This is a genomic window from Chryseobacterium suipulveris (assembly GCF_022811685.1).
GTDB classification, from domain to species: domain Bacteria; phylum Bacteroidota; class Bacteroidia; order Flavobacteriales; family Weeksellaceae; genus Kaistella; species Kaistella suipulveris.
In genome coordinates, this window is the sequence record NZ_CP094532.1 from 111,859 (window position 1) to 138,673 (window position 26,815).

Annotated in this window: 29 protein-coding genes and 1 tRNA gene; 11 read left to right on the plus strand and 19 right to left on the minus strand. The window is 38.2% G+C overall.

The window, feature by feature from the left end:
* The first annotated feature begins 52 nt into the window (after window positions 1-52).
* Window positions 53-1,060 carry a cation diffusion facilitator family transporter gene (locus tag MTP09_RS00585; protein WP_243549669.1) on the plus strand — a complete coding sequence of 336 codons (1,008 nt, stop codon included), beginning with the start codon at window positions 53-55 and terminating at the stop codon, window positions 1,058-1,060.
* Window positions 1,061-1,070: 10 nt separating this feature from the next.
* Here the strand turns inward: MTP09_RS00585 and MTP09_RS00590 are convergent, their stop codons facing one another.
* Window positions 1,071-1,514, minus strand: coding sequence for an exosortase F system-associated membrane protein (locus MTP09_RS00590; protein ID WP_243549671.1), 444 nt, complete (start codon window positions 1,512-1,514; stop codon window positions 1,071-1,073).
* Window positions 1,501-2,043 carry an exosortase family protein XrtF gene (xrtF, locus tag MTP09_RS00595; RefSeq protein ID WP_243549672.1) on the minus strand — a complete coding sequence of 181 codons (543 nt, stop codon included), beginning with the start codon at window positions 2,041-2,043 and terminating at the stop codon, window positions 1,501-1,503. The genes MTP09_RS00590 and xrtF overlap by 14 nt, the downstream gene beginning before the upstream one ends.
* Before the next feature lie 51 nt (window positions 2,044-2,094).
* Here xrtF and MTP09_RS00600 point away from each other — a divergent pair, with 51 nt between their 5' ends.
* The 5 genes from MTP09_RS00600 (at window position 2,095) to MTP09_RS00620 (ending at window position 5,603) form a co-directional block, all read left to right on the plus strand.
* Window positions 2,095-3,111 carry an aminoglycoside phosphotransferase family protein gene (locus MTP09_RS00600; RefSeq protein ID WP_243549675.1) on the plus strand — a complete coding sequence of 339 codons (1,017 nt, stop codon included), beginning with the start codon at window positions 2,095-2,097 and terminating at the stop codon, window positions 3,109-3,111.
* Window positions 3,112-3,122: 11 nt separating this feature from the next.
* A complete protein-coding gene (locus MTP09_RS00605) occupies window positions 3,123-3,530 on the plus strand; it encodes a RapZ C-terminal domain-containing protein (protein ID WP_243549677.1) in 408 nt (135 codons plus the stop codon).
* Between the two features lie 82 nt (window positions 3,531-3,612).
* Window positions 3,613-4,326: a nucleotidyltransferase family protein gene (locus tag MTP09_RS00610; RefSeq protein ID WP_243549678.1), complete on the plus strand. Its 714-nt coding sequence runs from the start codon at window positions 3,613-3,615 to the stop codon at window positions 4,324-4,326.
* A gap of 6 nt (window positions 4,327-4,332) precedes the next feature.
* Window positions 4,333-5,091 (plus strand): LOG family protein, encoded by a 759-nt coding sequence (locus tag MTP09_RS00615; RefSeq protein ID WP_243549680.1) that lies wholly within the window; start codon window positions 4,333-4,335, stop codon window positions 5,089-5,091.
* A 41-nt stretch (window positions 5,092-5,132) separates the two neighbouring features.
* Window positions 5,133-5,603: a DUF6702 family protein gene (locus tag MTP09_RS00620; protein WP_243549682.1), complete on the plus strand. Its 471-nt coding sequence runs from the start codon at window positions 5,133-5,135 to the stop codon at window positions 5,601-5,603.
* 75 nt (window positions 5,604-5,678) lie between these two features.
* Here MTP09_RS00620 and MTP09_RS00625 read toward each other — a convergent pair whose 3' ends face one another.
* The gene (locus MTP09_RS00625; protein WP_243549684.1) at window positions 5,679-7,214 is read right to left on the minus strand and encodes a YifB family Mg chelatase-like AAA ATPase; all 1,536 of its coding nucleotides are present in this window, start codon (window positions 7,212-7,214) and stop codon (window positions 5,679-5,681) included.
* 131 nt (window positions 7,215-7,345) lie between these two features.
* Here MTP09_RS00625 and MTP09_RS00630 point away from each other — a divergent pair, with 131 nt between their 5' ends.
* On the plus strand, window positions 7,346-7,984 hold the full coding sequence (locus tag MTP09_RS00630; protein ID WP_243549686.1) for an SOS response-associated peptidase: 639 nt from the start codon (window positions 7,346-7,348) through the stop codon (window positions 7,982-7,984).
* A gap of 2 nt (window positions 7,985-7,986) precedes the next feature.
* Here MTP09_RS00630 and MTP09_RS00635 read toward each other — a convergent pair whose 3' ends face one another.
* The 14 genes from MTP09_RS00635 to MTP09_RS00700 form a co-directional block, all read right to left on the minus strand.
* The gene (locus MTP09_RS00635) at window positions 7,987-9,492 is read right to left on the minus strand and encodes a class I SAM-dependent DNA methyltransferase (protein WP_243549688.1); all 1,506 of its coding nucleotides are present in this window, start codon (window positions 9,490-9,492) and stop codon (window positions 7,987-7,989) included.
* Window positions 9,493-9,494: 2 nt separating this feature from the next.
* The gene (locus tag MTP09_RS00640; protein WP_243549690.1) at window positions 9,495-9,959 is read right to left on the minus strand and encodes a GIY-YIG nuclease family protein; all 465 of its coding nucleotides are present in this window, start codon (window positions 9,957-9,959) and stop codon (window positions 9,495-9,497) included.
* Entirely contained in the window at window positions 9,956-11,233 is a 1,278-nt protein-coding gene (locus MTP09_RS00645; protein ID WP_243549692.1) for a restriction endonuclease subunit S, read from the minus strand. The genes MTP09_RS00640 and MTP09_RS00645 overlap by 4 nt, the downstream gene beginning before the upstream one ends.
* Before the next feature lie 26 nt (window positions 11,234-11,259).
* Complete coding sequence (locus MTP09_RS00650; protein WP_243549694.1) at window positions 11,260-12,138, minus strand: RpiB/LacA/LacB family sugar-phosphate isomerase; 879 nt, start codon at window positions 12,136-12,138, stop codon at window positions 11,260-11,262.
* Window positions 12,135-12,965, minus strand: a complete 831-nt coding sequence (locus MTP09_RS00655; RefSeq protein ID WP_243549696.1) for a CotH kinase family protein — start codon at window positions 12,963-12,965, stop codon at window positions 12,135-12,137. The genes MTP09_RS00650 and MTP09_RS00655 overlap by 4 nt, the downstream gene beginning before the upstream one ends.
* Before the next feature lie 2 nt (window positions 12,966-12,967).
* A complete protein-coding gene (locus tag MTP09_RS00660; protein WP_243549698.1) occupies window positions 12,968-15,745 on the minus strand; it encodes a type I restriction endonuclease subunit R in 2,778 nt (925 codons plus the stop codon).
* A 69-nt stretch (window positions 15,746-15,814) separates the two neighbouring features.
* Entirely contained in the window at window positions 15,815-15,946 is a 132-nt protein-coding gene (locus MTP09_RS00665) for a DUF3871 family protein (RefSeq protein WP_243549700.1), read from the minus strand.
* Window positions 15,889-16,317 (minus strand): Arm DNA-binding domain-containing protein, encoded by a 429-nt coding sequence (locus MTP09_RS00670; RefSeq protein WP_263008869.1) that lies wholly within the window; start codon window positions 16,315-16,317, stop codon window positions 15,889-15,891. Before MTP09_RS00670 ends, MTP09_RS00665 begins: the two co-directional genes overlap by 58 nt.
* A 205-nt stretch (window positions 16,318-16,522) precedes the next feature.
* A tRNA-Val gene (locus MTP09_RS00675) sits at window positions 16,523-16,597 on the minus strand.
* A 53-nt stretch (window positions 16,598-16,650) separates the two neighbouring features.
* Window positions 16,651-17,889, minus strand: a complete 1,239-nt coding sequence (locus tag MTP09_RS00680) for a bifunctional folylpolyglutamate synthase/dihydrofolate synthase (protein ID WP_243549704.1) — start codon at window positions 17,887-17,889, stop codon at window positions 16,651-16,653.
* Window positions 17,890-18,144: 255 nt separating this feature from the next.
* Window positions 18,145-19,017, minus strand: coding sequence for a ferric siderophore ABC transporter substrate-binding protein (locus MTP09_RS00685; RefSeq protein ID WP_243549706.1), 873 nt, complete (start codon window positions 19,015-19,017; stop codon window positions 18,145-18,147).
* The gene (locus MTP09_RS00690; RefSeq protein WP_243549708.1) at window positions 19,018-19,416 is read right to left on the minus strand and encodes an ExbD/TolR family protein; all 399 of its coding nucleotides are present in this window, start codon (window positions 19,414-19,416) and stop codon (window positions 19,018-19,020) included. It lies immediately after the preceding gene.
* Window positions 19,417-19,568: 152 nt separating this feature from the next.
* A complete protein-coding gene (locus MTP09_RS00695) occupies window positions 19,569-20,249 on the minus strand; it encodes a MotA/TolQ/ExbB proton channel family protein (RefSeq protein ID WP_243549709.1) in 681 nt (226 codons plus the stop codon).
* A gap of 95 nt (window positions 20,250-20,344) precedes the next feature.
* Window positions 20,345-20,806: a macro domain-containing protein gene (locus tag MTP09_RS00700; protein ID WP_243549711.1), complete on the minus strand. Its 462-nt coding sequence runs from the start codon at window positions 20,804-20,806 to the stop codon at window positions 20,345-20,347.
* Between the two features lie 340 nt (window positions 20,807-21,146).
* Here MTP09_RS00700 and MTP09_RS00705 point away from each other — a divergent pair, with 340 nt between their 5' ends.
* Both MTP09_RS00705 and MTP09_RS00710 read left to right on the plus strand, forming a co-directional pair.
* Window positions 21,147-22,943 carry a DUF885 domain-containing protein gene (locus tag MTP09_RS00705; RefSeq protein WP_396022228.1) on the plus strand — a complete coding sequence of 599 codons (1,797 nt, stop codon included), beginning with the start codon at window positions 21,147-21,149 and terminating at the stop codon, window positions 22,941-22,943.
* Between the two features lie 255 nt (window positions 22,944-23,198).
* Window positions 23,199-23,558, plus strand: a complete 360-nt coding sequence (locus MTP09_RS00710; RefSeq protein ID WP_243549712.1) for a response regulator — start codon at window positions 23,199-23,201, stop codon at window positions 23,556-23,558.
* On the opposite strand, the gene nth is transcribed toward MTP09_RS00710, so the two are convergent.
* Entirely contained in the window at window positions 23,555-24,175 is a 621-nt protein-coding gene (gene nth, locus MTP09_RS00715) for an endonuclease III (RefSeq protein ID WP_243549714.1), read from the minus strand. The two genes, MTP09_RS00710 and nth, sit on opposite strands and share 4 nt — an antisense overlap.
* 32 nt (window positions 24,176-24,207) lie before the next feature.
* Between nth and bcp the strand changes: the two genes are divergently transcribed.
* Window positions 24,208-24,663, plus strand: a complete 456-nt coding sequence (bcp, locus tag MTP09_RS00720; RefSeq protein WP_243549716.1) for a thioredoxin-dependent thiol peroxidase — start codon at window positions 24,208-24,210, stop codon at window positions 24,661-24,663.
* 316 nt (window positions 24,664-24,979) lie between these two features.
* On the opposite strand, the gene MTP09_RS00725 is transcribed toward bcp, so the two are convergent.
* The gene (locus MTP09_RS00725; protein ID WP_243549718.1) at window positions 24,980-26,200 is read right to left on the minus strand and encodes an aminotransferase class V-fold PLP-dependent enzyme; all 1,221 of its coding nucleotides are present in this window, start codon (window positions 26,198-26,200) and stop codon (window positions 24,980-24,982) included.
* A 430-nt stretch (window positions 26,201-26,630) separates the two neighbouring features.
* On the opposite strand from MTP09_RS00725, the gene MTP09_RS00730 reads away from it, so the two are divergent.
* Entirely contained in the window at window positions 26,631-26,759 is a 129-nt protein-coding gene (locus MTP09_RS00730) for a GxxExxY protein (RefSeq protein WP_243551692.1), read from the plus strand.
* Window positions 26,760-26,815 lie beyond the last annotated feature (56 nt).

Sequence of the window (26,815 nt, forward strand, 5' to 3'; positions counted from 1 at the left end):
GGGTTTTTTTATTATTAGACGCTTCGAACAATTTATTTAAAACTTTCAAACTGTGACAGCAGAAAATCAAAATCCCTCGAAATCAAACTTTTCCTTTCAGCGAAATGTCGCAATTGTCGGGATCATCCTCTTCATCAGTAAATTAATCGCTTGGCATTTGACCAATTCCGACGCGGTGTTTTCTGATGCGATGGAAAGTATTGTGAATATCATCGCCGCTTTCATGGGACTTTACTCATTATACCTCGCGGCAAAACCGAAAGACGAAGACCATCCGTACGGACACGGAAAAGTGGAATTCGTAACTTCCGGAATCGAGGGCGCGTTGATTATTTTTGCCGGTGTCATCATCATCGTCGAAGCGGCGGATTCACTCCTACACGGTAACGAACCCAAAAAGCTCGACTGGGGAATCCTGATTGTGGCGGCAACTGCGGTCATTAATTATGTGATGGGTTATATTTCCATTAAGAAAGGGATTCGTGAAAACTCACAAGTTCTCCAAAGTTCTGGGAAACATCTGCAAAGTGATACCTTTACTACTTTGGGCGTGGTGATCAGTTTGATCCTGGTTTATTTTACCAAAATGTATTGGATTGACGCAGCTGTAGCACTTGTTTTCGGCGGATATATCATCTTCATCGGCTACAAAATTATCAGAACGGCACTGAGCGGAATTATGGATGAAGCCGACCTGGAAATGATTTCACGGCTTGCAAAATTTCTTGAGGAAAACCGCAAACCCGAGTGGATCGACATCCACAACATGAGGATCCAGCAACACGGAAGCGGCCTCCATATCGATGCACACCTCACTTTACCGTGGTATTATGAACTGAGAAAAGCCCACGAAGAAATGGAGAAAGTTTACCGGCTGATCGGCGAAAATACCGACAGAAGCGTCGAGTTCAATTTCCATTTGGATGACTGCAAACCCTTTTCCTGCGAAATTTGCCAGCTCTTTGATTGCCCGGTTCGGGAAAAACCTTTCGTAAAAAAAATCGAGTGGAATACCGCCAGTATTTCGCAGGTTCAAAAACATGATCTTTCGACAGAATAGCGCTGAAAAATTATGACAATTTCTGTCTTTTGAGGATTGCTTTACGGTAATAAAAAATCGGAATTATCAAAAGCAAGATAAGCGGTTGAATAACAAACCTCCTCATATAAAAGGAAAATAGATAGCCGATTTCGAACTTGGTATGAAGGCAATAGAGATAAAGCGTCAATGTTATCGCAAATACGATGAGCATTAATACAACCGCCTGAATAGTCCACTGTTTATTCTTAAAGATAAATTGTACAATGACTGCGGAAAAGAACAGGTTGAGTGCAAATCTGAAAAAATGGCTTACGATTAATGTTCCCCATTCAAACCCCGGAAAAGCGGCATTCTTATTTGATCTGTGAAAAAATTCCAGAAAAGGATCATAAAAAATTTTGTCTTCTAACATTCTCACGGAAATCAAGCCGAAAATCCCGAGAATTACCAGAAACCAATTAAGGATTTTCATCGCCCAAATTTTTTAATGCAAAAAACTTCACCCAGATCAGCCAAAGCAAAACTACGCTCCCGTAAATAATCGCTGGAAAAAAATAATCGTGCGCAATTTTTCCGTATTGGGGGTGCTTCAGCAGAACAATATTAAGACCTGTAATCCTTAACACATTCATCAGGTGTAGAAAAATAATTCCTGCAAAAGCAAAAACGAAAGTCTTAAATCCTTTGTAAAAAGCGAATACGAACGAAAGGAATAAAATAATAACCGACACTGCGTTGCAACCTTCCACCATTCGGGAAACATATTTTCCGCCCACATGGAACCAAGCGGTTTCCTCTTCTGGTTTTCCAGGAATAAGCTGACTTGCAAAACCCGCCTGATTTTGGCAAAAAACCACCTGATTTCCAACCCATTCGGAAACAGTATCGATCCCTTGATTTCTAAAACCGTTCAGATAAAACTGGTATCCCAAAACCAGCGCCACGTAGATGAGGACGAAGCGCAGGAGGATTTTCAGGACCGGTTTAAAATCTTGGAACATCCTGCAAATATAAACTTTTAAAAAAATCTATTTCACTATATTTGTACAAGTATGACCACTGAGAACGCCAAACTTTTTTTTGAGGAATTTTCCGTTTCTAAAGCGGAAGTTTTTTTTCAGTTGCCACAAAGCGGCTCGTCGAGAATCAATTTCGTGGCAGAAAGTTCCGCAAGAAAATACATTGTCACAGCTAACGAAAATCTTGCTGAGAATGAAAGCTTTTTTTATTTCTCTGAAGTTTTTTCCGGTTTAAATCTGAACACGCCAAAAATATTCAGGATTTCAAGTGACCGTAAAACTTATGTGCAGGAATTTTTAGGCGGTCATACACTTTCGGAGATTATTGAAAAGGAAGGTCTTTCTCTCAAAACTAAGAATTTAGTTAAAAAAACTTTGGAGCGGCTTTCTGAACTTCAAACTAAAACAAAAGACAAGATTGACTGGTCGAAAACCTTCGAATATGAACGTTACGACGAGTTCCCAATAACCAACGATCTTTTCTATTTCAAAAGTTTTATTGCCGATGTGCTCGAGTTACCGTACCACAAATCGACTTTATTGAAAGAGTTTAAGAAGCTCACCCAAATAATCGAAAAGCTGGAGCCGAAAGGTTTGATGATCCGCGACTTTCAGGCGAGAAATATCATGGTAAATGATAAAGATGTTTTTTTCATCGATTACCAGTCGGCGATGGAAGGTCCGCTGATGTACGATGTGGTTTCGTTTCTGTTTCAGGCAAAAGCTAATTTTCCCGAGGACTTTAGAAATGACATGCTCGAGCACTACTTTTCTTTGTGGAACGATGACCAAAGAGTTATTCAACTAAAAGAATCGTTGAACTACATCAAGTTGATCCGTTTTATGCAGGTTTTAGGAGCTTACGGATTCCGCGGAATTATTCAGCGGAAGAAACATTTCATCGCAAGTATCGATCAGGGAATTAGAAACCTTTGTCAATTGTCTGAGTCTTGGGAAGAAATGGCTCGATTTCCAGAATTAAAAAAATTAATTGCCAAACTCCAATCGAAAGAGACGACGGAAAAAATCTCCCAAATCATTAATAATTAATGCAATATGCAATGAGCTTAACTATCGAAATACACAGTTTTTCCTACAAGAAAGGAGGAATCCCAAAAGACAATTCCGGAAACGGAGGCGGTTTCTGCTTCGACTGTCGCGGAATTCTGAATCCTGGAAGAGTTGAAGAATACAAACTGCAAACCGGTTGCGATATCGGCGTTCAGGAATATCTGGAAAAAAATACCGAAATGCCAAAATTTTTGGAACTGGTGAAAAGTATCGTTTCCATCAACATAGACAATTATCTTTCACGCGGTTTCGAACACCTTCAGATCAACTTCGGCTGCACCGGTGGACAACACCGTTCGGTTTACGCCGCAGAAAAAACCGCAGCTTTTATCCGTGAAAAGTATCCGGACGTTACTGTAAAGCTTACGCACGACGAACAACCGCATTTAAATAATTAATAATGAAGAATTAATAATGAAAAATTTCAAAAACCCGATTCATCATTATTAATTTTTAATTATTCATTTTTCATTAAAAAATATGAAGGCATTAATATTCGCAGCCGGAAAAGGCACCCGATTGAAACCCTTTACCGATCATCATCCGAAAGCGCTTGCGTTGGTGAACGAAGTTCCGCTATTGCAAAGGAACATCAAATACCTTCAAAGTTTTGGGATCAATGATTTTGTGATCAACGTGCATCATTTCGGGGGACAGATTGTAGAATTTTTGAAGAAAAATGACAATTTCGGTGCGAAAATTGAAATTTCCGATGAAAGCCAAGAACTTCTCGAAACTGGTGGTGGATTGGTATTTGCTAGAAAATTCCTCGATTTTGATGAAGACTTCATCATTATGAATGCCGATATTCTCACCGACCTTGACCTGAATTTATTCATAAAATACCATTTAGAAAAAAAAGATTTTGCTACTTTAGCGGTTTCCGACCGAAAAAGTTCGCGGAAACTTCTCTTTGACGTGAAGATGATCCTAAAAGGTTGGCTCAATGTGGAAACCGGTGAACAGCGGCTTGCGGAATTCAACAAGGGATTCAAACCATTGGCTTTCAGCGGAATCCATTGTGTGAATCCCGAAATTTTTAGAAAAATAAAAAGGACCGGGAAATTCTCGATCATGGAAGAGTATCTAGATTTGATGAGGATGGAAAAAATTCACGGTTACGAACACTCCGCGCAACTGATCGATGTAGGAAGGCCTGAATCGGTGCTGGAAGCGGAGAAAATCTTTAAGTAAAAAATTATGGCAAAAATAAAACGAGGGAAAGGAACAACGAAAGCGGTTGCCGGAGATTTGCTTGAAATTGATCAAAAAATTCAAAGGTCGTTTAAGGAAAAAACCTGGGACGAAACGATTACGAAAGACAGCTGGATGGTTTTCAAAATCATGGCTGAATTTGTGGATGGTTATGAACGACTCGCCAAAATCGGACCTTGTGTTTCCATTTTCGGATCGGCACGTTTAAAGAAAACCGATGCTTACTATCAAGTTGCGGTAGATATCGCTGAGAAGATTACTGAAATCGGTTTCGGCGTGATCACAGGAGGCGGTCCCGGAATTATGGAGGCCGGAAACAAAGGCGCAAAAAAAGGCGGCGGAAAATCAATCGGTTTGAATATCGAGCTTCCTTTTGAGCAGCATTTCAATCCGTTTATCGACAAAGGTTACAGCATGGATTTCGATTACTTTTTTGTACGAAAAGTAATGTTTGTAAAGTATTCGCAGGGATTCATCGTTATGCCGGGAGGTTTCGGAACACTGGACGAACTGATGGAGGCAATCACATTAATCCAGACCAACAAAATCGGTCGGTTTCCGATTGTTTTGGTGGGCTCTAAATTTTGGAGCGGGTTGCTTGATTGGTTCAAGGACACCCTTCTTGCCAACGGAATGATTTCTGAGGAGGATCTGAACCTTTACCGAGTGGTAGATACTGCCGAAGATGCAGTTGCGCACATCAAAGCTTTCTACGATAAATACACGGTGAATGTAAACTTCTAATTGGCATCATATTTGAGAATAATCTTATACAAATTAAAGAGATGAAAAAATTTTTACATATCATAGGAATTTTAACATTGATCATAATGATGAGTTTTTCAGTAGCAGATTTTTATTCTTCGATGACGAAAGTGGATTATGTGGAAGGAAGCAAAACGCTGAAGTTTACCACAAAGATGAATACTTCACATATTTCCGACGCGATTAAGATCAACCCAAACACCGCCGGATTCGAAGCTGAAGTGAAAAAATACGTGAACAATAACTTTGACCTCTATGTCAATGGAAACACGAAGGTGCTCACTTTTACAGGGAGCCAGGTCAATGGTGAATCCGTGTGGGTTTATTTTGAATCAGGCGGAGTAACCGACATCAGTACCATCAAGATTAAGAATACGATTCTTTTGGGCGCGTTTCCGAAACAGATTAATTTGGTGAACATCGCTTATAAAGGAAATCAGAAAACGATGAACTTCCAGCGAGGAAAGGAAGTGAACGAGGTGAGTTTTTAAGTAACAATACAAAAATAATGAATCCGTCTTGGCAACAAGGCGGATTTTTTCGTTGGTAGGTTTTCGGGAACGCTTTTACACATTCCAAAATTCACGGTCGAGACTTCGGTATTGAATTGCCTCTGAAATATGTGCAGAATTTAGGTTCTCGGCGGCTTCGAGATCGGCGATGGTTCTCGCCACTTTCAGAATACGGTCATAAGCTCTTGCGGAAAGATTTAACTTTTCCATCGCATTTTTGATGAGGTTCTGGGAATCTTCGGTGAGTTCGCAATACTTTTCGATATCTTTCGGTCCCATTTGAGCATTATAATGAATTTCTGAATCTGCATATCTCTGAGTCTGAATTTCTCTCGCTCTCAAAACTCGTTTCCTGATTTCATCGCTGGTTTCGCCCTTTCTTTTATCGGTCAAATGTTCGAACTCAACTTTTTGAACCTCAATGTGAATATCAATTCTGTCGAGAAGCGGTCCGGAAAGTTTGTTCATGTACCGCTGCATTTCAATTTGTGAGGAAGTATTATTGGGATCGTCGGGGAAATATCCGCTCGGACTTGGATTCATACTTGCGACCAACATAAAACTTGCGGGATAGTTCACGGTAAATTTTGCTCTGGAAATCGTGACTTCGCGATCTTCCAAAGGTTGCCGCATTACTTCGAGAACGGTTCTTTTAAATTCCGGCATTTCATCCAAAAACAAAACGCCGTTGTGCGCCAAGGAAATTTCCCCCGGTTGCGGATAACTTCCGCCGCCAACCAATGCAACATCTGAAATCGTGTGATGTGGACTGCGAAAAGGACGAACCGTCATCAATGAAGTTTCTGCACCGATTTTTCCAGCTACGGAATGAATCTTTGTCGTTTCTAATGCTTCCCTTAAAGTTAACGGTGGCAAAATACTGGGAACCCTTTTTGCCAACATTGTTTTTCCACTTCCGGGAGGTCCGATCAGGATGATGTTGTGACCTCCTGCTGCTGCGACTTCCATCGCTCGTTTCGCAGTTTCTTGTCCTTTAACTTCAGAAAAATCGTTGGGAAAATAATTGATTTTGTCTTGGAATTCCTTTCTCGTATCGATTTCGGTTCTTTGTAAAGGAACTCCGTCATTAAAGAAATCGATCACCTCCTGAATATTTTCTACACCATAAACTTCAAGCTGATCGACGATGGCTGCTTCGCGAACATTCTGTTTAGGCAAGATAATTCCTTTAAATCCTTCTTCTCTCGCTTTGATCGCGATGGGTAGAACTCCTTTTATCGGAAGCAAACCTCCATCCAGAGAAAGCTCCCCCATAATAATATAATCGCTAATGTTTTCCGCCTTGATTTGTTCGGAAGCAACCAGAATTCCCAAAGCAATGCTCAAATCATACGCCGTCCCTTCTTTTCTGATGTCTGCTGGAGCCATATTGATTGTCACCTTTTTCCCGGGAATTTTGAAACCTTGATTTTTCAGCGCGGCAGAAATTCGGTAACTGCTCTCTTTGATTGCGCTATCGGGAAGTCCCACCACATGATAGCCAACTCCGGAAGTATCGACATTGACTTCGATTGTGATGGTTTGCGCAGAAACCCCGTGAATGGCACTCCCGTAAATTTTGACTAACATGGCACTGTGTTTTGAGTAAAATTAGGGAAAAATAGTGAAATTACTAACAAAATTTTTTTTGCAATTTTTTTTTGCAAATACACAAAACCGCTAAATATTAATTTTTGTAATTTTAACTCTTAAACAATTTTATGTGCAATTACATTTCATTACTTTCTGAAGCCCAAGAACTAGAAGAATATTTTGATGCTGAATATATTGGTGAGCCTTACCACAAAGAATTTAGAATAAATGGCTTTGCCAATCCCAAAGTTCCAATTATCTTAGATAGTGATACTGACCACATTATTGCTGCTGAATGGGGATTAATACCTTTCTGGAGTAAGAACAGGGATTTTCAAAAGAAAACTTTGAATGCAAGAATAGAGACTGCTGAAGAACTTAAAAGTTATAAAAACTCTGTGAATAACAGGTGTTTAATACTAGTCAATGGTTTTCATGAGTGGAAATGGTTAGATGAAAAAGGTAAGAATAAGGAACAGTATTTAATTAAAGTAAAAGATCAACCTATTTTTGCTATTGGTGGACTTTACAATATTTGGACAGATCCAGAATCTGGAAAAGATATACCTACTGTAACTGTTGTAACTACAGAAGCCAATGAGTTAATGGCTGAAATACACAACACTAAACACAGAATGCCTATTTTATTGAATAAACAGGTGCAATACAGATGGTTAGACGATATACCAATTCAAGATTTTGCATTTCCTAATTATGAGGCTGAATTAGAAGCAACTAATTTAACTCAGCAGAACAGCCTTTTTTAGAATCAAATCTTATTCAAAATTTCTTTAAATCCTAAAAGTGCAGATTCAACATTTTCTATTATATCTCCTGCCAATTCCTCAGGTTCAGGAAGATTTTCAAGGTCTGTAAGTGATTTGTCTTTCAGCCAGGTAATATCCAAAGAGGTTTTATCTCTTGCCATAATTTCATCATAAGAAAACTTTCTCCATCTTCCTTCTGGATTTTTTTCAGGATGGTAGGTTTCAGATCTTTTGAATCTGTTTTCTGGATTGTAGCATTTTACAAAATCTTCTAAATCTTCACTTCTGAGTGGATTTTTCTTTAAAGTATGATGCACATTTGTCCTGTAGTCATAAAACCAGATTTCCTGTGTATGATGTTCTTTACTTGCAGGTTTTGCATCCCAGAAAATAACATTGGCTTTTACTCCATTAGCATAAAATATTCCTGTTGGTAGTCTTAAAATGGTATGAACATCAGCAGTTTCCATCAATTTTTTTCTAACAGTTTCTCCGGCACCACCTTCAAATAATACATTATCTGGAACTACTACTGCTGCTTTTCCTGTAGTCTTAAGCATGGATTTTATATGCTGAACAAAATTTAACTGCTTATTGCTGGTAGTAACCCAGAAATCCTGTCTGTTATAGGTCAAATCATCTTTTTCCTGTTCTCCTTCTTCATTGGTAAAGGTCATGCTACTTTTTTTACCAAAAGGTGGATTTGCCAATACATAATCATACATTTCTCCTGAAGGAGCTACAAGACTGTCATTGGAAGAAATAGGTGAATCTGAATTAATATCTCCCACATTGTGCAGGAATAGGTTCATCAGTGCCAATCTTCTGGTATTGGCAACAATTTCATTACCATAAAAAGTTTTGAATTTCAGAAATTCTGCCTGTTCCTTATCTAATTTCTTTTCTGAAATATAATCATAAGCAGCCAAAAAGAAACCTCCTGTTCCACATGCAGGGTCTGCAATGGTTTTCATAGGTTCTGGCTGAACACATTGTACCATTACTTTTATTAAAGCTCTAGGTGTAAAATACTGTCCTGCTCCACTTTTGGTGTCTTCTGCATTTTTCTCCAAAAGTCCTTCATAAATATCTCCCTTGTCTTTTACTCCCATCATTACCCAATTTTCACCATCAATCATTTTGATTAATCTGTAAAGTTTGGATGGGTCCTGAATTTTATTCTGGCTTTTGGTATAAATCTGTCCCAACATTCCTTTTTCTGTGGAAAGGGTTCTGAGTAACTGAACATAAAAACTTTCCAGTTCTGCACCACTTTTGGAAATAAGGCTTTGCCAGTTACAGATTTCACCATTTTCTATTTCCTTGCCTGAAGTATCTTTTATTTTAGGAAAATCTATTTTCTTGTTGTAGGGTGGTTTGCTGTATTCATCTGCCATTTTCAGGAAAAGGAGATAGGTAATCTGCTCCAGGTAATCTCCATAACTTACACCATCATCTCTGAGGGTATTACAAAATGACCAAATTTTTGATATTACTTCACTGCTCATGATTATTTCCTTTTCTTTCTCTTATTAAAAAACTTTGTGTCAGGATACCTATCCTGTAACCACTCTTCAAACTCTTTTCTGCCTATGTCCATTGCTATAAAAGAAAATTCTAACTCTTCTTTCATTTTATCTGTAAGTAAAGATTCAAGTTCTGCGCAATACCCATTTTTACTATGTGCCTTGGTGTATAATTTATGGGTTGAAAAATGATGCTCCCCAAAACTTCTTCTAAATGAATGATTTTTGGTGTTCAACATATCATTAATTCTTTTTTTTAAACATCCACTTTCACCAACATAACCTAACTCACCATTAATGAAGAAACAGTAAACACCTGCCTCATTTTCTTCACAGGCATTTCTTCGCATTGTGATTTTTCTTCGGTTACTTTTTTCAAACAAAAAATCTCTAAGTGAAGAAAAATATTCTTCTCTAATTTCATCTGTAATTATTTGCCTGTGCTTCATAGTAATTTCCCTTCAAATGCTTTCTTTAAAATACTCTGCCTTAAAACTTCTGCCTGTTCCAAAGATTGGTTTATGGCTTCTTCCAGTTTATCTGCAACTGAAAACCTGGATTCTATTTCTGAAACAATTTCCTCTTGTACAGACAGAGGAGCTAATGGTAAAGGATAAGTTTTTAATTTTGTTCCATTAATATTGGATTGATTAACTCCAAATGTTTTAACTGAATCACCATATTCTCTTGCAGAGGCTGAATTAAGATAAAAAGTTAAGTATTTTGGATTAAGTATTTGTATATCATAATTTATCCTGATTAAGTAACCAGCAAATATTGCAGGTCTTTCTCCTTTGTAAATAGCAGTTTTACCAACTAATTCTGAGCTATTAGTTCTATTAAAAAGGACATCATTTTTCTTTAGAAGATATTTTTCTATTTCAGAATCTGTATCAGTATATACCAAATCCTCCCAGTCAAATTTGCCATTTTGTATGTTTCCCATCCTTAGCACAGGGATTTTCCCAAATTTCTTTGATTTTTCTGAAGAACCATATTCCACATTCTTGACAACATCTCCCAACTTCACCCATTTCCAACCCTCTGGAAGTCTGTTCTCTCCATATTCTAATTTAGGTTCTGCAACCTGTTGTATATTTTCCAGTTTTTCCTGGGTTAGTTTTCCTTCAAAGGCAGATTTTAAAACACTTTGTCTGTAGATTTTTATTTGCTTTTGGGCTGTTTTCAGGTTTTGTATGCTGTTGTCCAGTTCAGAAAAAAGTTCTTCTATTTTTTGTACTATGGCTTGTTGTTCTGGAAGTGGGGGAATTGGAATTTCAACTTCTTTTAAAACAGTTTGACTTATGTTCATTTGTGTTGCTCCTTTTCCCAATGAATTTAGATAAGCTCTTTTATAAAACAAAAAATAGAAAAGGTATTTATTAAACATAAATTCCTTCAAATTCTTTGTAAAGGCAATAGCCTGATTAGTAGCCAAGGGAATTTTATTAATTCCAAGCTTTCCTATGCTTCCATAAAGTGCAATAAGAATATTACCTGAAGGAACTATTTTTGCAGAACTATTTTTTAAACCAAGTTCTGTTATTTTTGTTTTGCTGCTTGAGATAAAATTGTCATTTAAATCACCAATAATTAACCAAGGAATATCACCTCCTTCATAATAATCCCTATTTGTTGATTTTGGAGTTCCACCTGAACCCCATTCAGATATTTCCTTTAATTTATTTACTTCCCAATGTTTAGGTAAACTTTTTTTCTCCATACTTCAATTAAAAAAAATTGGAACTGTTAAGGTTCCAATGTTTCTGCAAATTCCGAGAATTTCTGGTAATCTTCCTTCAGAATTTTTTCCTCAATTTTTTCAATATAATTCGATTCCTCTACTTTGAAAGGTATGTCTTCTTGTTTTTCTAAACTTTTCAGGTGGTTCAGCAGTTTTTCCTGTTTGGTGTTTTTTTCAGGTTTGTTGAAAAGCATAATATAGTTGCCTTTATGGTTTTTCGAAATCTGCTCTTTTGCAAATCCCTCAAGAGAATCTACGATGCTTCTGAACTCATAAATATGCTGCTTCACTAAATCTTCATTACTGTTAAAATCTACAAGCTGTGCAGCCATAATATTCCCATTTTTACTGATAAAGGAGACATTTTCTTTGGCAATAAGTGAGGGGATGAGTTTGGGATCCAGGTTATAATCTACATCTACTTTTTCGTAAATGGCTGATTTCTTCACATAACTTTTTACCTCATTATAAAAGTTTGTTTTCTTAAACTCTGGTTCAGCCATACTGATAAACTTCTGGAAAAGTTTTTCAAAGGTATTTTTGTTGAGTTCTCCTGAATAAGGTTTTGGAGCTTCAAACTGAAAAAGTCCCTGCGCATATTTGCTTAGGTAAGTGATGTATTCCTGCTTAAACTGATGGTTTGAATCAAAAAGTTTGTTTTCAACGAAATCATTATTGGCAATTGAAATTTGTTTTTTGATGGAGTTCAAAGAAAATTTCACCAGTTTTTCAAAAGAGGAACCTGCTAGTTTTTCAGCAATTTTGATCTTGTTTTCTGAATATTTTAAAAAGATATGTTTTTCAGAAACTCCCAACAATCCCAAACTAATCTTCTCGGAAGTAGTGGAATTGGTCTCTAAATAGATGATGGATAAGAAGTTCATTTTTTAGGTTTTAAAGGTAGTCTGGAGTTAACAGTGTTAATCAAAGATTGCATACGCAAATCTGAAAGAAGGAATTTTTCAATTCTATCTTTTAAGGTCTTATTAATCTTCCAACTCTCTGGAATGTTATGGAAAACATCATTTAAAACTTCTTTTAAGTTCACTTGGGAAAGCAAATTTATGAAATCTTTTGATATCTGCAACTGCTTGTTTTGGGGAATTCTTGATACTATTTGCTTAAATAAATCACTGCTAATCAGTTTATTATTTGCAGAGCATGGTAAAGTACCGCTAAAAATTCCAATCCTGTCAAATCCTCCAAAAATTGCACCATGATCAATAGGAACAAATCTTATTTTGCCATATTTTTGGTATGCAATAAGGTTATAATTTTCCTGTTTTCTGTCTGTATTTTCAACCCATAAATCAAAAATCGCAATGTGAATCAGGTCTTCAGGATTTTCAATTTGATTGAATAGAGTTTTGGTGCTGTAATTATTTATTTCAGATACTAATGATGCTTCTGCAATTTCTTTTGAACCCCAAGCAGTAACATTTCTTTTCCAACTTTTACTGTAACTAATTTTCTTGTCAATAATATTGGGTGGAATTTCTATGATTGCCTGTTCTGCGTGAGGCAACTTTAGTTTTTTCAGAATTTCTACAGCAACCATTTCATAAACAAGGAGGCATAACTCATCAGTTCTTAATGAATTCAGATATTTGGCAAAATAATTTGAGCCATCATTTGCCTGTACAAATAGAGGGCAATGTCCATCTGTATCAACCTGCTTAATCAAGTATTCTGCTGAGAGTTTTGGTATCATAACTACGCAACTAATACCTCATTAAGTTCATTAATAATCTCCTCAGTTTCTTCTCCAAATAATTGCCACATCTTACCTAAACCACCATATTCATTAAATGGAGTAAGGTCAAAATCTTCTCTGTCAATATGGAAACTGTTGGAAATATAGTCCTTCATCATTTTGAGCCAGGAAATCTGTTCTTCAGAAAACCTGTTGTGCTGACCTTCATTTTTCTTGAAAATCCATTTCTGGAATTTTTGGTCAACTGTTTTATCAAAAGGAGTGAGGGTTTCATCCAATCCTGCAATTTTTCTAACTAATGAAACCATTGCAGTAAGTTCATTTCTTGGTGAACCTTCTGATTTCTGTAATTTCTGGTAAGCTTCCCAAATCTTAAATGGAGCCAAAGTTGGCTGTTCCAGGATTAACTTATCATACAGTTCCTTAATCATTTTGTAGGTAAGTTCCCTTCTTCTGTAGGGCTGTGCATAAAAAAGTTCAAGTGCAGTGATTTCATCTTTATTTTTTTCTATCCATTCTTTGAAAGCATTAATTTTAGATTCTGCATCTTCTTTATGGTCTTTTACCCAACCAATATTGGTGGTTTCATCTATGTTGATGTTATCAATTATTTGGTCATATTTTTTTCTTACATCAACAATATAATCCCTTAACTCTGGTGAATGGAAAATAATTACTGAATTATCTATCAGTTCTTCATGTCTTTTCTTTATCTCTGCATCTATCTTATCTGGTGACTCTCCAATTAATTCTTCTTTGACCTGTTTTTCAATATTTTCTTTGGTGTCTGGGTCATGTGCATTGAGTAGTGCCTTTACCACTTGAGAAATATTCTTACCTTCAGCAAGTTCTGCAAACTTGCTTTTCTCACTCGCGTTAATCTGCTTATCCAGTCTGATTAACCTGTTGGCTAATGTAGATAGCAGTTCCTCTGAAGAATTATTGCCAATTGCAATATTATTCAGAATATCTTTCAGTGCCATTCCAGGTTTCTTTTCTAATGGTCTGGAATCTGTTTTATGAGAATTTTCAACGCCAATAGCATCTACAATTACAAAATGGTCTTTGGTGGTTTTCGCAGATGGTGTTACTTTCCTTAAATCATCCAAAGCAATAGTTCTTGTTCCTCTGCCTTTCATCTGTTCATAGTAACTGCTGCTTCTTACATCTCTCATAAACAGGAGAATTTCCAAAGGTTTTATGTCTGTTCCTGTAGCAATCATATCTACAGTGACTGCAATTCTTGGATAATAGTTATTTCTGAACTGGCTTAGAACTGATTTTGGGTCTTCTTCACTCCTGTAAGTTACTTTTTTACAAAACCTGTTTTCTTCACCAAATTCTTCCCTGACAATATCTATGATATCTTCTGCATGGCTGTCAGTTTTTGCAAAAATCAGAGTTTTAGGGATTTCAAAATCACCATTTTTATCTATTCTGTCAGGGAACATTGCAGGAACATTTTCTTTAAAAGCTCTGATTACTGTCCTTATCTGACTTGGGTTTACAATATCTTTATCTAGCTGATTTCCTGTATATTCCACATCTTCATCAATAGTTTCCCAGAATTTTCTTCTGGTCAGCCTTTCCCTCATATCTACATTTTCTCCAAATGAAATTTTACTGCCTTCTTTTGTAATTTTAGTTTCAATTGTAAACACATTGTAAGGCACTAAAACTCCATCTACTACAGCTTTTTCATATCCATAATCTGAAACTACATTTTGGTTAAAATACCCAAAAGTTCTTTTTTCAGGTGTAGCAGTTAGACCAACTTGAAATGCATCAAAATAATCTAAAACCTGTTTCCAAAGGTTATAAATACTTCTGTGGCACTCATCTATAACAATAAAATCAAAATATTCTGGTGGGATTTTCTCACTGTAAACTACAGGTAAAGGATCTTTACCAAACATGAATTCATTTGGATTTTTTTCCTCTGCACTTTCATCAAGCTCAGTACCTTTCAGAATTGAATACATCCTCTGAATAGTAGAAATATATACTTGGCTATCATCCGGAATAAAACTGCTTTTCAACAATGTCACTCCATAGAGTTCAGTGAATTTTCTGTTGTCATCATTGGGCTCATAAGTCATGAACTCTTGTTCTGCCTGTATTCCCAAGTTTCTGGTATCTACTAAAAAGAGAATTCTTTTTGCTTTTGAGTATTTTAGTAACCTATAGATAAATGTAATAGCAGTAAAAGTTTTTCCTGAACCTGTTGCCATTTGTATTAAAGCTTTAGGTTTTGCTTCTTTAAAAGATTTTTCAAGATTATTGATTGCATTAATCTGACAATCTCTTAAACCTACTGGAGAAAGGTCAGGTAAATCATGTAATTTTGTCCTTAAGCTTTTTTTGGAAAGCCATTCCTGCAAAGTTTCAGGTCTATAAAAAGAAAAAATTTCTCTTCCTCTTGGTTTTGGATCCAGATGATTGGTAAATCTTGTGATAGTTCCTGTGCTTTCAAAAACAAAAGGGAGCATTTCATTATTACAGTATTTCAGTTTTGCAGTAGCATAATCTGTAGACTGTTCTTCTACACCAATAAGCCTGTAACCTTCATCTTCTTTTTTTGCCTCAATAACTCCTACAGGTTTCCTGTTGATAAAAAGCACATAATCTGCGGGACCTACATCAGTTTGATATTCTCTTACAGCAACTCCTAAACCAGCATTAAGGTTTATATTCTTCTTGCCTTGTATAATCCATCCTGAAGCTCTTAAAAGGGCATCAATTTTATCTCTTGCAATTTGTTCAGGATTTTGGTTCACAGAAAATGGTTATTAGACAAAAATAGTTAAAATTGTTGAATAAAAAACAGCCCCAAAGTGGGGCTGCAATTAACTCAAAAACCAATGATAATCTGAATTACCATTGAGAGTTTTCTGAATACCCTTTGAGAATTCCAAAGCATTCAGATTTCTGTCAAGGAAAGTATCAATGAAAGATGATTTATTTGCCTGTGTGAACAATTTAAATACATCCCAAAGATTGATTCTTCCATCTTCTTTTCTGCAAAAATTCTAATGGATTTATCATCTTTAATGGTTTCTCCTTTGTATTGCCTGTAAATGTCCTCCACATTGAAATCTCTACCTTGAACCTTTAGAAATAAAAAAGCCTGATTAATTTCTTGTTTAATCAGGCTCAGTTGAGTATTAATTTGTGTATTGTCTGTATTAAAAGGAAATGCTTTCTGTTTTTGTGCATTCCAATTTTCAGGATTTATAAAAAGTCCTGTAGAGAACTCCTTTCTTAAATAATCTAATGTAATTCTACAGGTTAATGGACATAGATTATTAGAATTCATTTTTGATTTTCTTATATAAAATAGAATTTTCATTTTACTAGGATTAATCGTGGTTTGAATGGGACACCTGAAAAATAAATGGGACACCTAAAAGGACACCTCAAAAGGCATACTTTTAGGAAATTCAGTAAAATCTGTAGATTTTTTAAGAAAAGTTTGAATTACTCGTAAACCCTTATAAATAGGGTAGAATACAAACAAAAAACTTCAGATTTCTCTGAAGTTTTTCTCTTGAAAGTGGGTCCTGAGGGATTCGAACCCCCGACCCTCTGGGTGTAAACCAGATGCTCTGAACCAACTGAGCTAAGAACCCTTTCCCGTTATTTGATTTCTCAAATTTTGGTTCGGCAAATATACAAGGTTTTTTTATTTCTGCAAATTTTTTTCTAAAAATTCTCCCACTACAAAGTTGCTGCCGCCGATAAATATCATTTCACCTTTCTTAATATTCTGTTTTGCAGCGAGATAACCCGACTGCACATCGTCGAAGATTTTGTAAATTATTTTCGATTTTTTTAGCAAATCTTCGTAATCGGAGGGATGTCGGCCGCGATTGATCGCGGGTTTCACAAAATAAAACGTCGAGTTGGAAGGAAGGATTCTCAAAACCTCGTCGATTTTTTTGTCTTTCACGAATCCCAAAACGATGTGTTTGGCTTTCGGAATTTCGTTGAGTTGAGAAAAAACCATTTCTAATCCCGCCTGATTGTGTGCGGTATCGCAGATAATGAGCGGATCTTTTGAAAACTCAAACCAGCGGCCGATGAAGCCGGTGTTTTTGTGAACATTCAGAAGTCCTTCTTTTAAATGACTATCGGCGATCTCTACTCCGATTTTCCGCAGTTCCTCGACGATCGCCACTACAACGCGGATGTTTTTTTCCTGATAATTTCCTTTGAGATCAGATTTTAAGTTGGTCTTTATTAAAGTGGCATCAATAAAAGTGGTATTTCTTTCCTTCGCGGTTGCTTCAATGATTTGCTTCACCATCTCGTTTTCATCTCCTGAAATGATCGGAATATTTTCTTTGATAATCCCAGCTTTTTCCTTTGCAATTTCCTCAATCGTGTTTCCTAAAATATTCTGGTGGTCGAGCTGCACGTTGGTAATCGCAGAAACCAAAGGTTTGATGATGTTGGTAGAATCTAACCTGCCGCCTAAACCGACTTCAATGATGGCGAAATCAACTTTTTGCTGTCGGAAGTATTCAAAAGCCATCACGGTCGTAAATTCAAAAAAAGAGGGACGGATTTCTTCGGGAATATTTCTGAGTTTTTGGATGAATTCATAGACAAACTCTTTGTCACAGTTTTCTCCGTTTATTTTGATTCTTTCGGTGAAATCGATGAGGTGCGGAGAGTTGTAAAGTCCAGTTTTATAACCGGATTCCTGCAAAACCGACGCGAGCATATTGCTTGTGGAACCTTTTCCGTTGGTTCCGCCGATGTGGATGGTTCTGATCTCGTTTTGCGGGTTCCCGAAATACTCACAGAGTTTGGTAATGTTCTGAAGTCCCGGTTTATAAGCTTTCTGCCCGTCGACCTGGTAATTCGGCATCTGCACGAAAAGCCATTGGATTGCTTCCTGATATTGTTCTGAAGTCATAGAGCAAAATTAAATCTAAAAGAATTGACAACAAAATTTTGTTTTATATCGCTCGCTGAATTAGCAATGACAGCCAAAGAAAATCCTGATTAATTGATCAGTGTAGATTTTTTCCAAAGTACCAGTAAATATTCTATTGTATTCCGAATGTGGAAGAAATCGTGAACTGCGCCCCGACCTGAGTGGAGCTCTTTTTGTGAGGAGGAACGACGAACAAAAAAGCGGGAACGGAGGGCGGAAAAAGGCGCCCAAATATTAAAAAGTAATCCTGTAAGTTCCTGTAGATGAGGTATTTGCTTTTTCGGCTTTCACGTATCTTTTCACCCATTCCACGGAAGTCGAAACCACACAATTGTCGGAAACGCCGCCTAATCGCCGCGCAGAAACCACGTTTCCGGCTTTGTCCACGGTATAGCCGATACTGATAGTTCCGCTTGCAGTGCAGTTGTGCGACGGTTGTGCGCCGCCTCGACCCATCGTTCCGGGAATGAAGCCGATCAAGTTCCTGTCAACACCGATTTTGCTGTCTCCATTGGAATCGCCACCGAGCGGATCACCTGCATTTCCGGTAGTTCCGCTGGTTCCCTGAGTTCCGGTTTTGGTACCTCTTCCTTTGATGAGGTTGCCTATCGCGGCAGTTCCTTTTCCGTCGCCTGTTCCGGTGTTGGAATTGGGGGTGGTTGCTTTGGAAGTGGCAGTTTTGGTTGTCGTAGTTTTAGTGGGAGTTGCTTTTGCGGTGGTTTTGGTTTCGCTTACTTTTTCAACTTTCGGTGCGGAAACTTTGGTATTGCTTCCGGTAATGATTTTTTCTTTGGCAGGTTTTGCGGGTTCGGTTACAAGTTCGGGATTTGCTTCCACGACTTTTTCCTGTACCGGTTCGGGAACGGTGATGTCGGCGGTTGCTGCCAAACTACCTTCCTGGTTTGCAGGTTCTTCCGGATCAGCACCGTTTTGGTTGTCGCCGAAATTAATGAGCATCGTTGTAATCTGCTCTGGTTTGTGGATGGTTTGCGTGAAGGTGTAGAAAAACATCAGCAGAAAAAGCAACAGCGCGACCAGAAAAGTGATGACTGCACTTTTCGTTTTGTCTTTTTTCTCGTTTCTAATATGCTGAGCTGCGTATTCCATTTATTCTGTCTGTGTCGTTGCAATCGCCAGATTGTATTTATGAGTTTCCGCAATTCCCATCACAAAAACCACATCTTTGTGTTTGGTGTTTTCGTCTGCACGGATGGTGAACGACGGGTTGCTCTCGTTTTTCAATGCGTTGACCAGATAATTTTCCAGCTGGTCTTTAGCAATTTCTTTATCGTTTACAAAATACTTGCCGTCTTCTTTGATGGTCACTGTTGACGGATCCTGAACGCTCGGATTCGAGGCGTCGGCTTTCGGAAGCTTCACGTCGATCGCGCTTTGCGAAATTGCAGAACTGGTGATCATAAAGAAGATCAGCAGCAGGAAGATAATGTCCGTCATAGATGCCATACTGAATTCGGCGTTGACTCTGTTTCTGCGTTTTAGTTCCATTGCAAAATTTTGTTTCAAGTTCCAAGTTCCAAGTTTGTGGCAAAAATTCACCATTGACTTCCGAAGGAAAATTCACCATTCACATTTGTTTTCTTGGCCCTTTTTCCTTGGCTCTTGGTCCTGTTTCTTTTCCCCTGTTTCTTGTTTCTTCTTTAAAGCGGTTTATTCAAAGTATCCAAAAATTCATTCACGTGCGTTTGGATTTTCAGAACCAGTCGGTCCACATTCGTAACCAAAAGGTTGTAAAAAAAGTAGGCGGGAATTCCCACAAATAGTCCGACTGCGGTTGTCGCCATCGCCGTGTAGATTCCCGACGCTAGAAGTTTTGGACTCACCGCACCTGTAACATTTGAGATTTCAAAAAACGCCATAATCATTCCGACCACCGTTCCCAAAAATCCCAACATTGGAGCCGCTCCCGATGCGGAAGCCAAAATGTTCAGGTTTTTTTCGAGTTTGGAAACCTCCAGTTGTCCCTGGTTCTGCATCGCATTCGAGATATCGGAAATAGGTCGCCCGATTCTTGCCAAACCTTTCTCGATCATCCTTGCTTCGGGCGAGTCGATGGTTTTGCAGTAATCTACTGCGGTCTGGATTTTACCTTCCTGCACGAAATCTTTAATATTTTCTAAGAAATTTGGGGTTTCCTTGGATGCTCTCTTGATGAAGAAATACCGTTCCAGGAAAATATAGAGCGCCACAATCCCGGTAAGGAAAATCGCGACCATAATCGTGTTTCCGATGATTCCGCCGCTGAAGAGGATTTCCCAAAGAGAGAAGACGTGTTTTTCGGTTGTGGTATTTACAACCTGAGTCGGTGTCTGTAAAAACATTTTTTAGTTTTTGGTATTAAAAATTAACGGCAAAATTACCTTAATATTATCGAATTTAAGGGAGATTATTCAATAAAGTTTGTGTCGGGAAATGATCAGTCTTCCTCGATTACAATTTCGTCCTGCTTGAAATTGCATTTCAGTTTGAAGGGAATCGGCTCGTCGGAACCTGTGTAGAAATCGTCGATATTTCCTTTCCAGGAAAGCTGCAGCTCGCCGTTTTCATCATTTTCAAAGGTGAGTTCGCTGTCGTAAAGATAGGCGTCTTCATCATCGAAAACGTCAACATCGGTATAGGTTTCTTCTTCCGAATCATTGATTGTGAAAGTCTTTCCTGCAATCTCGGCATCATCAATCGGGAAATCGAAAACGTTCAGCGAGATTTGCGGAAAGTTGTAATGCAGCGAGTCGTCATCCACGTGATCCAGCGAATCATCGGTGATGACCTCTACCTCGAGAAAATGTTGCTTATTGCTGTAAACCGCTTTGCAGTAAGTGCTTTTGATGTTGTATTTAAGGGTTTCTTCGGGGTGATAGATTTTTAAAATCCCTTTCATTTCTTCAGAAAAAAGTGTGTTAAATGTTTGATAATTAAACTGGTTGAACAAAGATAGAAAATAGATTGAAAGTGAAAAATTTTTTTGGTTTTTTTTCGTTTCAACGTTCGCTGCGTAAAGTGAACACATTGAATTTCTAAAACCACAAAAGGAGCAAAAGACTTATTCTTAAAAATTGTGTTTTAAGAGCAGCGCATTATCTGCATAGTAGAAACAAAAGAAAAAAGCGAAGATTTTTTTTGAACTTTTACTTGTTTTTTTTTTTGTTAAGATTATGATGCATAAGAACAAACCGATATCTCGAAACTTTATTTTAATTTAGCACTTCAAAATTTCTACAATGAGAAACACTGCTCTGAAAAATATCGTTATTCTGTTTGTTGCCGTGCTTTTTGTGATGGGCTGTAAGAAATCTGATTCGCCGCTCACCAAGGTAACACCTGTGGAACTGGATTCGATCGCGTCAAACTATTACGAACAATACCTGAAACTTTATCCGCTCGAAGCTACTGCTCAAGGTGATTTGAGGTATAATGACCAGTTGCCGATCAATATTGACAAGGATTTTATTTCGGGTGAAATCAGCTTTTACAATTCTGTTCAGAACCAGCTGAAAAAGGTGGACTACAAATCACTCAGCGACGACCAGAAAACGGTTTACGACGTTTTAGACTATAATTTAAAGGATAAGATCGAGCGCTATGCTTATCATCCTGAATATATTCCGTTCACGCAGTTTGGCGGTTTGCCTCTGGATTTTCCTTTGTTGGGAAGCGGAAAGGGAAGTCAGCCCTTTAAAACCGAAAAAGATTATGACGACTGGCTGAAAAGAGTTGAAAAATTCCCAGACTGGATGGATGCCGCGATTGAAAACTTCCGCGAGGGAATGAAGGCGCAATATGTTTTGCCAAAGAAACTGGTGGTGAAAATGATTCCCCAAATGAAGGCGGATGAAATCACAACTGCCGATTTCGAGAAAAATATTTTCTACGGACCGATCAAGAATTTCCCCAAAAACTTTACTGCCGCTCAAAAAGATAAGTTCAAGGTTTTGTATAAAGACATGATTTCCAAGAAGATTATTCCGAGTTATACGAAAATGGGTAATTTCCTTGAGACCGAATATCTCCCGAAAGCGAGAGAATCCGATGGAATTAATGCCTTACCAAAAGGAAACGAGGTCTATAAATACTACGTGAACAGCTGGACTACCACAGGAAAAACCCCTGAAGAAATCAACCAAATTGGATTGCAGCAGGTTGCAGGTTTAAGGAATGAAATGGAAAAAGTGAAACAGCAGGTTGGTTTCAACGGAACTTTGGAACAGTTTATTACTCACGTAAAAGAAGATCCGAAGGCGATGCCCTACAAAACCAGCAAAGAAGTTTTGGATGCGTTTAATGCGATTCTCAAGAAAATTACGCCCACTTTGAAAACGATGTTTACGGTGACGCCGAAAACGCCTTTCGAAATCCGCCAAACGGAGAAATTCCGTGAAGCGACCGCAAGTGCGGAATACGTGGTAGGAACTCCCGACGGAAAAAGACCAGGGATTTTCTACATTCCGCTCCCAAATCCTCAGAAATTTAATGTAACCTCTGGAATGGAGTCGCTGTTTCTGCACGAGGCAATTCCCGGCCATCATTATCAGATTTCCCTGCAACAGGAAAATACCGCGCTTCCTAAATTTATGCGTTTCGGCTGGTTCGGTGCGTACGGTGAAGGTTGGGCTTTGTATTGCGAATCGCTCGGAAAAGAATTCGGACTATACACCGATCCTTACCAAAAAATGGGATCTCTGAGCGATGAAATGTTGCGCGCAGTGCGACTTGTTGTCGATACCGGAATCCACACAGGAAAAATGACGAGGGAAGAAGCCATCCAATACTTTATGAGCAATATTGCCTATGACGAAGCTGCCGCAACTGCCGAGATCGAGCGTTATATGGCGATGCCGGGACAAGCGTTGAGCTACAAAATCGGTGCGCTGAAAATTCGTGAGCTCCGCGACAAGTATCAGAAACAGCTGGGATCGAAATTCAGTTTGGCAAAATTCCATGACGAACTTTTGAATCAGGGATGCCTTCCTTTGGATGTTCTTGACCGAAAAATGGAAAACTGGGCGAAAAGGCAGTAACGGTTTTTTTTAAGCTTTTATACGATCTGTTTCCTTTTGATAATAAAAAATTATCATAGGTTTTATTTTTAAATATTAACCAAATTTAATTTATGGTTAAAATATTGTCAACAACTTCGCAAAATTTTGTTGGTTGTATAAGTTTTTTCATTACCTTTACTCTCGTTAAAAACCAACACAATTCGAACATATGTTAGAAGTTTGAATTTGTGGAGGTATGCAATTGTTTTCTTGAAAAACAAGACAAAAAAAACTATGGAAATATTGGTGATTGATGACAACAGAGAAATCTGTGAGCTCATTCGAAACATTCTGCTCGCTGAAGATTACTCGGTGCAGTCGTGCTGTACTCCGGAGGAATTTGAGGACGCGCTTAGAGACGACAAACCGCAGCTCATCATTACCGATATGCTGATGTCGGGTTTCGACGGGCGTACTTTGGCGAAAAGCATCAAGGCAAATCCCAACACTTCCCATATTAAAATTATGCTGATGTCTGCTCATCCCGATGCCGCGAATTTCTGGGAGACAACCAGAGTGGATGCATTTCTCGCAAAACCTTTCGAAATTGATGATTTGGTTGAGAAGGTTGATCATTTATTGCGAACCAGTTAGCGGTCGAAAAGCATTTTGGTAAGAAAATCTTTTTCGCCGTTTCCCCTTGCTGGTGAATATTCCCGTCCGTAAAAAATAATCTGCAGATGTACCTTGTTCCAAGTGTGTTCGGGGAAAAGTTTCTTGGCGTCATTTTCAGTTTGCACCACATTTTTTCCCTCTGTAAGTTTCCATTGCTTCATTAGTCGGTGAATGTGCGTATCGACGGGAAATGCAGGGAATCCAAACGCCTGACTCATCACGACCGATGCAGTTTTATGACCAACTCCGGGAAGCGCTTCCAGTTCTTCGAAAGTTTGTGGTACAATTCCGTCGTGCCTTTCGAGAAGCAGTTCCGACATTCTTTTCAGATTTTTTGCTTTCTGGTTGGTTAAGCCGATTTCCTTGATCAGTTCGCGGATTTCCTCAAATTCAAGTTGCGCCATTTTTTCGGGAGTGTCTGCAGCTTCGAAAAGTTTTGGGGTGATCTGGTTCACTTTCTTGTCGGTGGTTTGAGCAGAAAGCGCCACTGCGACGAGTAGGGTAAACGGATCTTTGTGGTCAAGCGGAATCGGAGTTTCGGGATACAGTTTTTCCAGCTCCTGAAGAATAATTTCCGCTCTTTGTTTTTTGGTCATTTTAAAAGTAACTTTACACAAAATTAAGAAATATGCTTAAAGTCGGCGACCAACTCCCGGAATTCGAATTGCTCAACCAAGATGGAGAACCTGTGAAATCATCGAAATTTATAGGTAAGAAATTAGTGGTTTTCTTTTATCCGAAAGCAAACACACCCACCTGTACCGTTGAAGCGTGCAATCTCAACGACCATATTTCGAAACTGAAGAAGGAGGGATTTCAGTTGGTTGGGATTTCAGCGGATTCGGTAAAAAGACAGAAAGGTTTCCACGAAAAGTTTGGATTCAGGTACGACTTGCTCTCGGATGAAAACCACGATGTCTTAAATAAATTCGGAGTGTGGCAGGAAAAGAAAACTTTCGGCAAAACCTATATGGGAATCGTTCGCACTACTTTTCTTTTTGATGAAAACGGAATTTGCACGAGAGTTATTTCTGATGTGAAATCAAAGATAGCCGCAGAACAAATTTTGGAAAATGTACACTGATTTTATGTGCCACGAATGCACGAATAATTTTTTGTGAATTAACTCCGTCGAATCTTCGATTTCGTGGCAAATCATTCTGCGCAACCACCGAAATCTGCGAGAATAATAAACCGCAAAGAATTATTTGAATTTTTCTTTTTCTTAAGATGGCAAAGTCTAATCCGCTAAAGCGAATTGATGAACCAGTCGCTTATTCAGCGGATCTATCCGTAATCTTTGACTAACTCAAATTTGCGTGTTGAAAGAAAATCTTTGCGGTAATTCTTAGAAAACCATTCTTACATTGACTCCGTCGAATCTTCGATTTCGTGGCAACCTATGAAAGCATTCTTTTCGCTTTTCTCACACCTTCCGCCAAAACATCAATTTCCTCAAAAGTATTATATACCGCAAAACTCGCCCGAACCGTTCCCGCAATATTGAAGAAATTCATAATCGGCTGCGTGCAGTGGTGACCTGTTCGCACGGCGATTCCCAATTTGTCGAGAATCATCCCTACATCAGACGAAATCCCAATTCCTTCAAGGTTAAAGGAAACAACGCCCGTTCTTTTTGCTTTTTCGCCGTAGATTCTCAAACCCTCAATTTCCAGTAGTTTTTGTTGGGCATAATCCAACAAGGCGTTTTCGTGGTGCTGAATCTGTTCCTGTCCGATCTTTTCCATAAAATCAACTGCAGCTCCCAACGCGATATTTCCGCCAACGTTCGGAGTTCCTGCTTCAAACTTAAAAGGCAGATCTGCATAAGTCGTTTTTTCGAAAGTACAGGTTGCAATCATTTCTCCGCCGCCATGGAAGGGTTGGATTTTTCTTAGGATTTCTTCCTTTCCATACAGAATCCCAGTTCCCATCGGTGCATACATTTTGTGTCCCGAGAACACGAAGAAATCACAATCCATTTTTTGGACGTCGATTTTCATGTGGGGAACCGACTGCGCTCCGTCGATCACGACCAAAGCGTCGGAATTTTTTCTGACTTTCGAAATAATCTCTTCAATCGGATTCACCACTCCCAAAGCGTTGGAAACCTGGTTCACAGAAACAATTTTGGTTTTTTCGTTCAGGTTTTTATCTAGAAAGTCGAGTTGCAGAATTCCGTTTTCGTCCATTGGGATTACCTTCAGTTTCGCACCAGTTCTTTCGCAGAGCATTTGCCAAGGAACGATGTTCGAGTGGTGTTCCAAATGAGAGATGATGATTTCGTCGTTTTTTTTAACCAAATTCGTCAAAGAGTAGGCGATGAGGTTCAAACCTTCGGTTGTTCCTTTGGTAAAGATAATCTCGTAATCATTTTTGGCATTGACAAACCTTTGGATTTTTCTTCTGGAAACTTCCATTTCCTCTGTTGCCAACTGGCTCAAAGTATGGATTCCGCGGTGAACATTGGCGTTGATTTCTGTGTAATATTTCATCCAGCTTTCAAAAACCGAAACAGGTTTCTGCGATGTCGCTCCATTGTCGAGGTAGATCAGAGGTTTTCCGTTGACGGTTTGGTTGAGGATTGGGAATTGGCTGCGAATATTTTGTAGGTCGAACATTTCTCTTATTTAGAATGGTTCAAATTTACAAAATTAAAAATTGAATTGCCATTGTTGTTTTTGGTTTTGAAATAACAAAGGAAGTTGGACGATGATACTTTGTTTTTATTGTAATATTTACCGCAAAGATTTACACCTATACTTATATATTAAGGAGGCAAAGTTCTATTCGCAGCCGCGAATTGATGAAGCGTGGAAAGAGCACGCTTCATAAAATCTGCTTGCAGATTAATTCGTTGCTAACTTAATAGTGGGAAGTATAGCATATAAATCTTTGCGATTATTTTAAATGTCTTAATTTTAGATTTGAAAAATACTTATTCAGAATGCCTCAAAATTATCTTTAAAAAATAAATGACAGAAAACGAACTTTCATATCTGATAATTGGAGCAGCAATCGAGGTTCATAGAAAATAAAGCGGTAACGGAAGTGCATTCGATTGATTTTCTGTGTGTTAAAACCTATCTGAAATTGTCAGGAATGAAATTGGGACTTCTCATCAATTTCAACACTCCACTTCTTAAAGATGGGATTCATCGAATCGTCAATAATCTGTAAACTTCTTAATTTCTTCAGTTAGAAAAAAGAGTAATTTCTACCGCAAAAATTTTTTT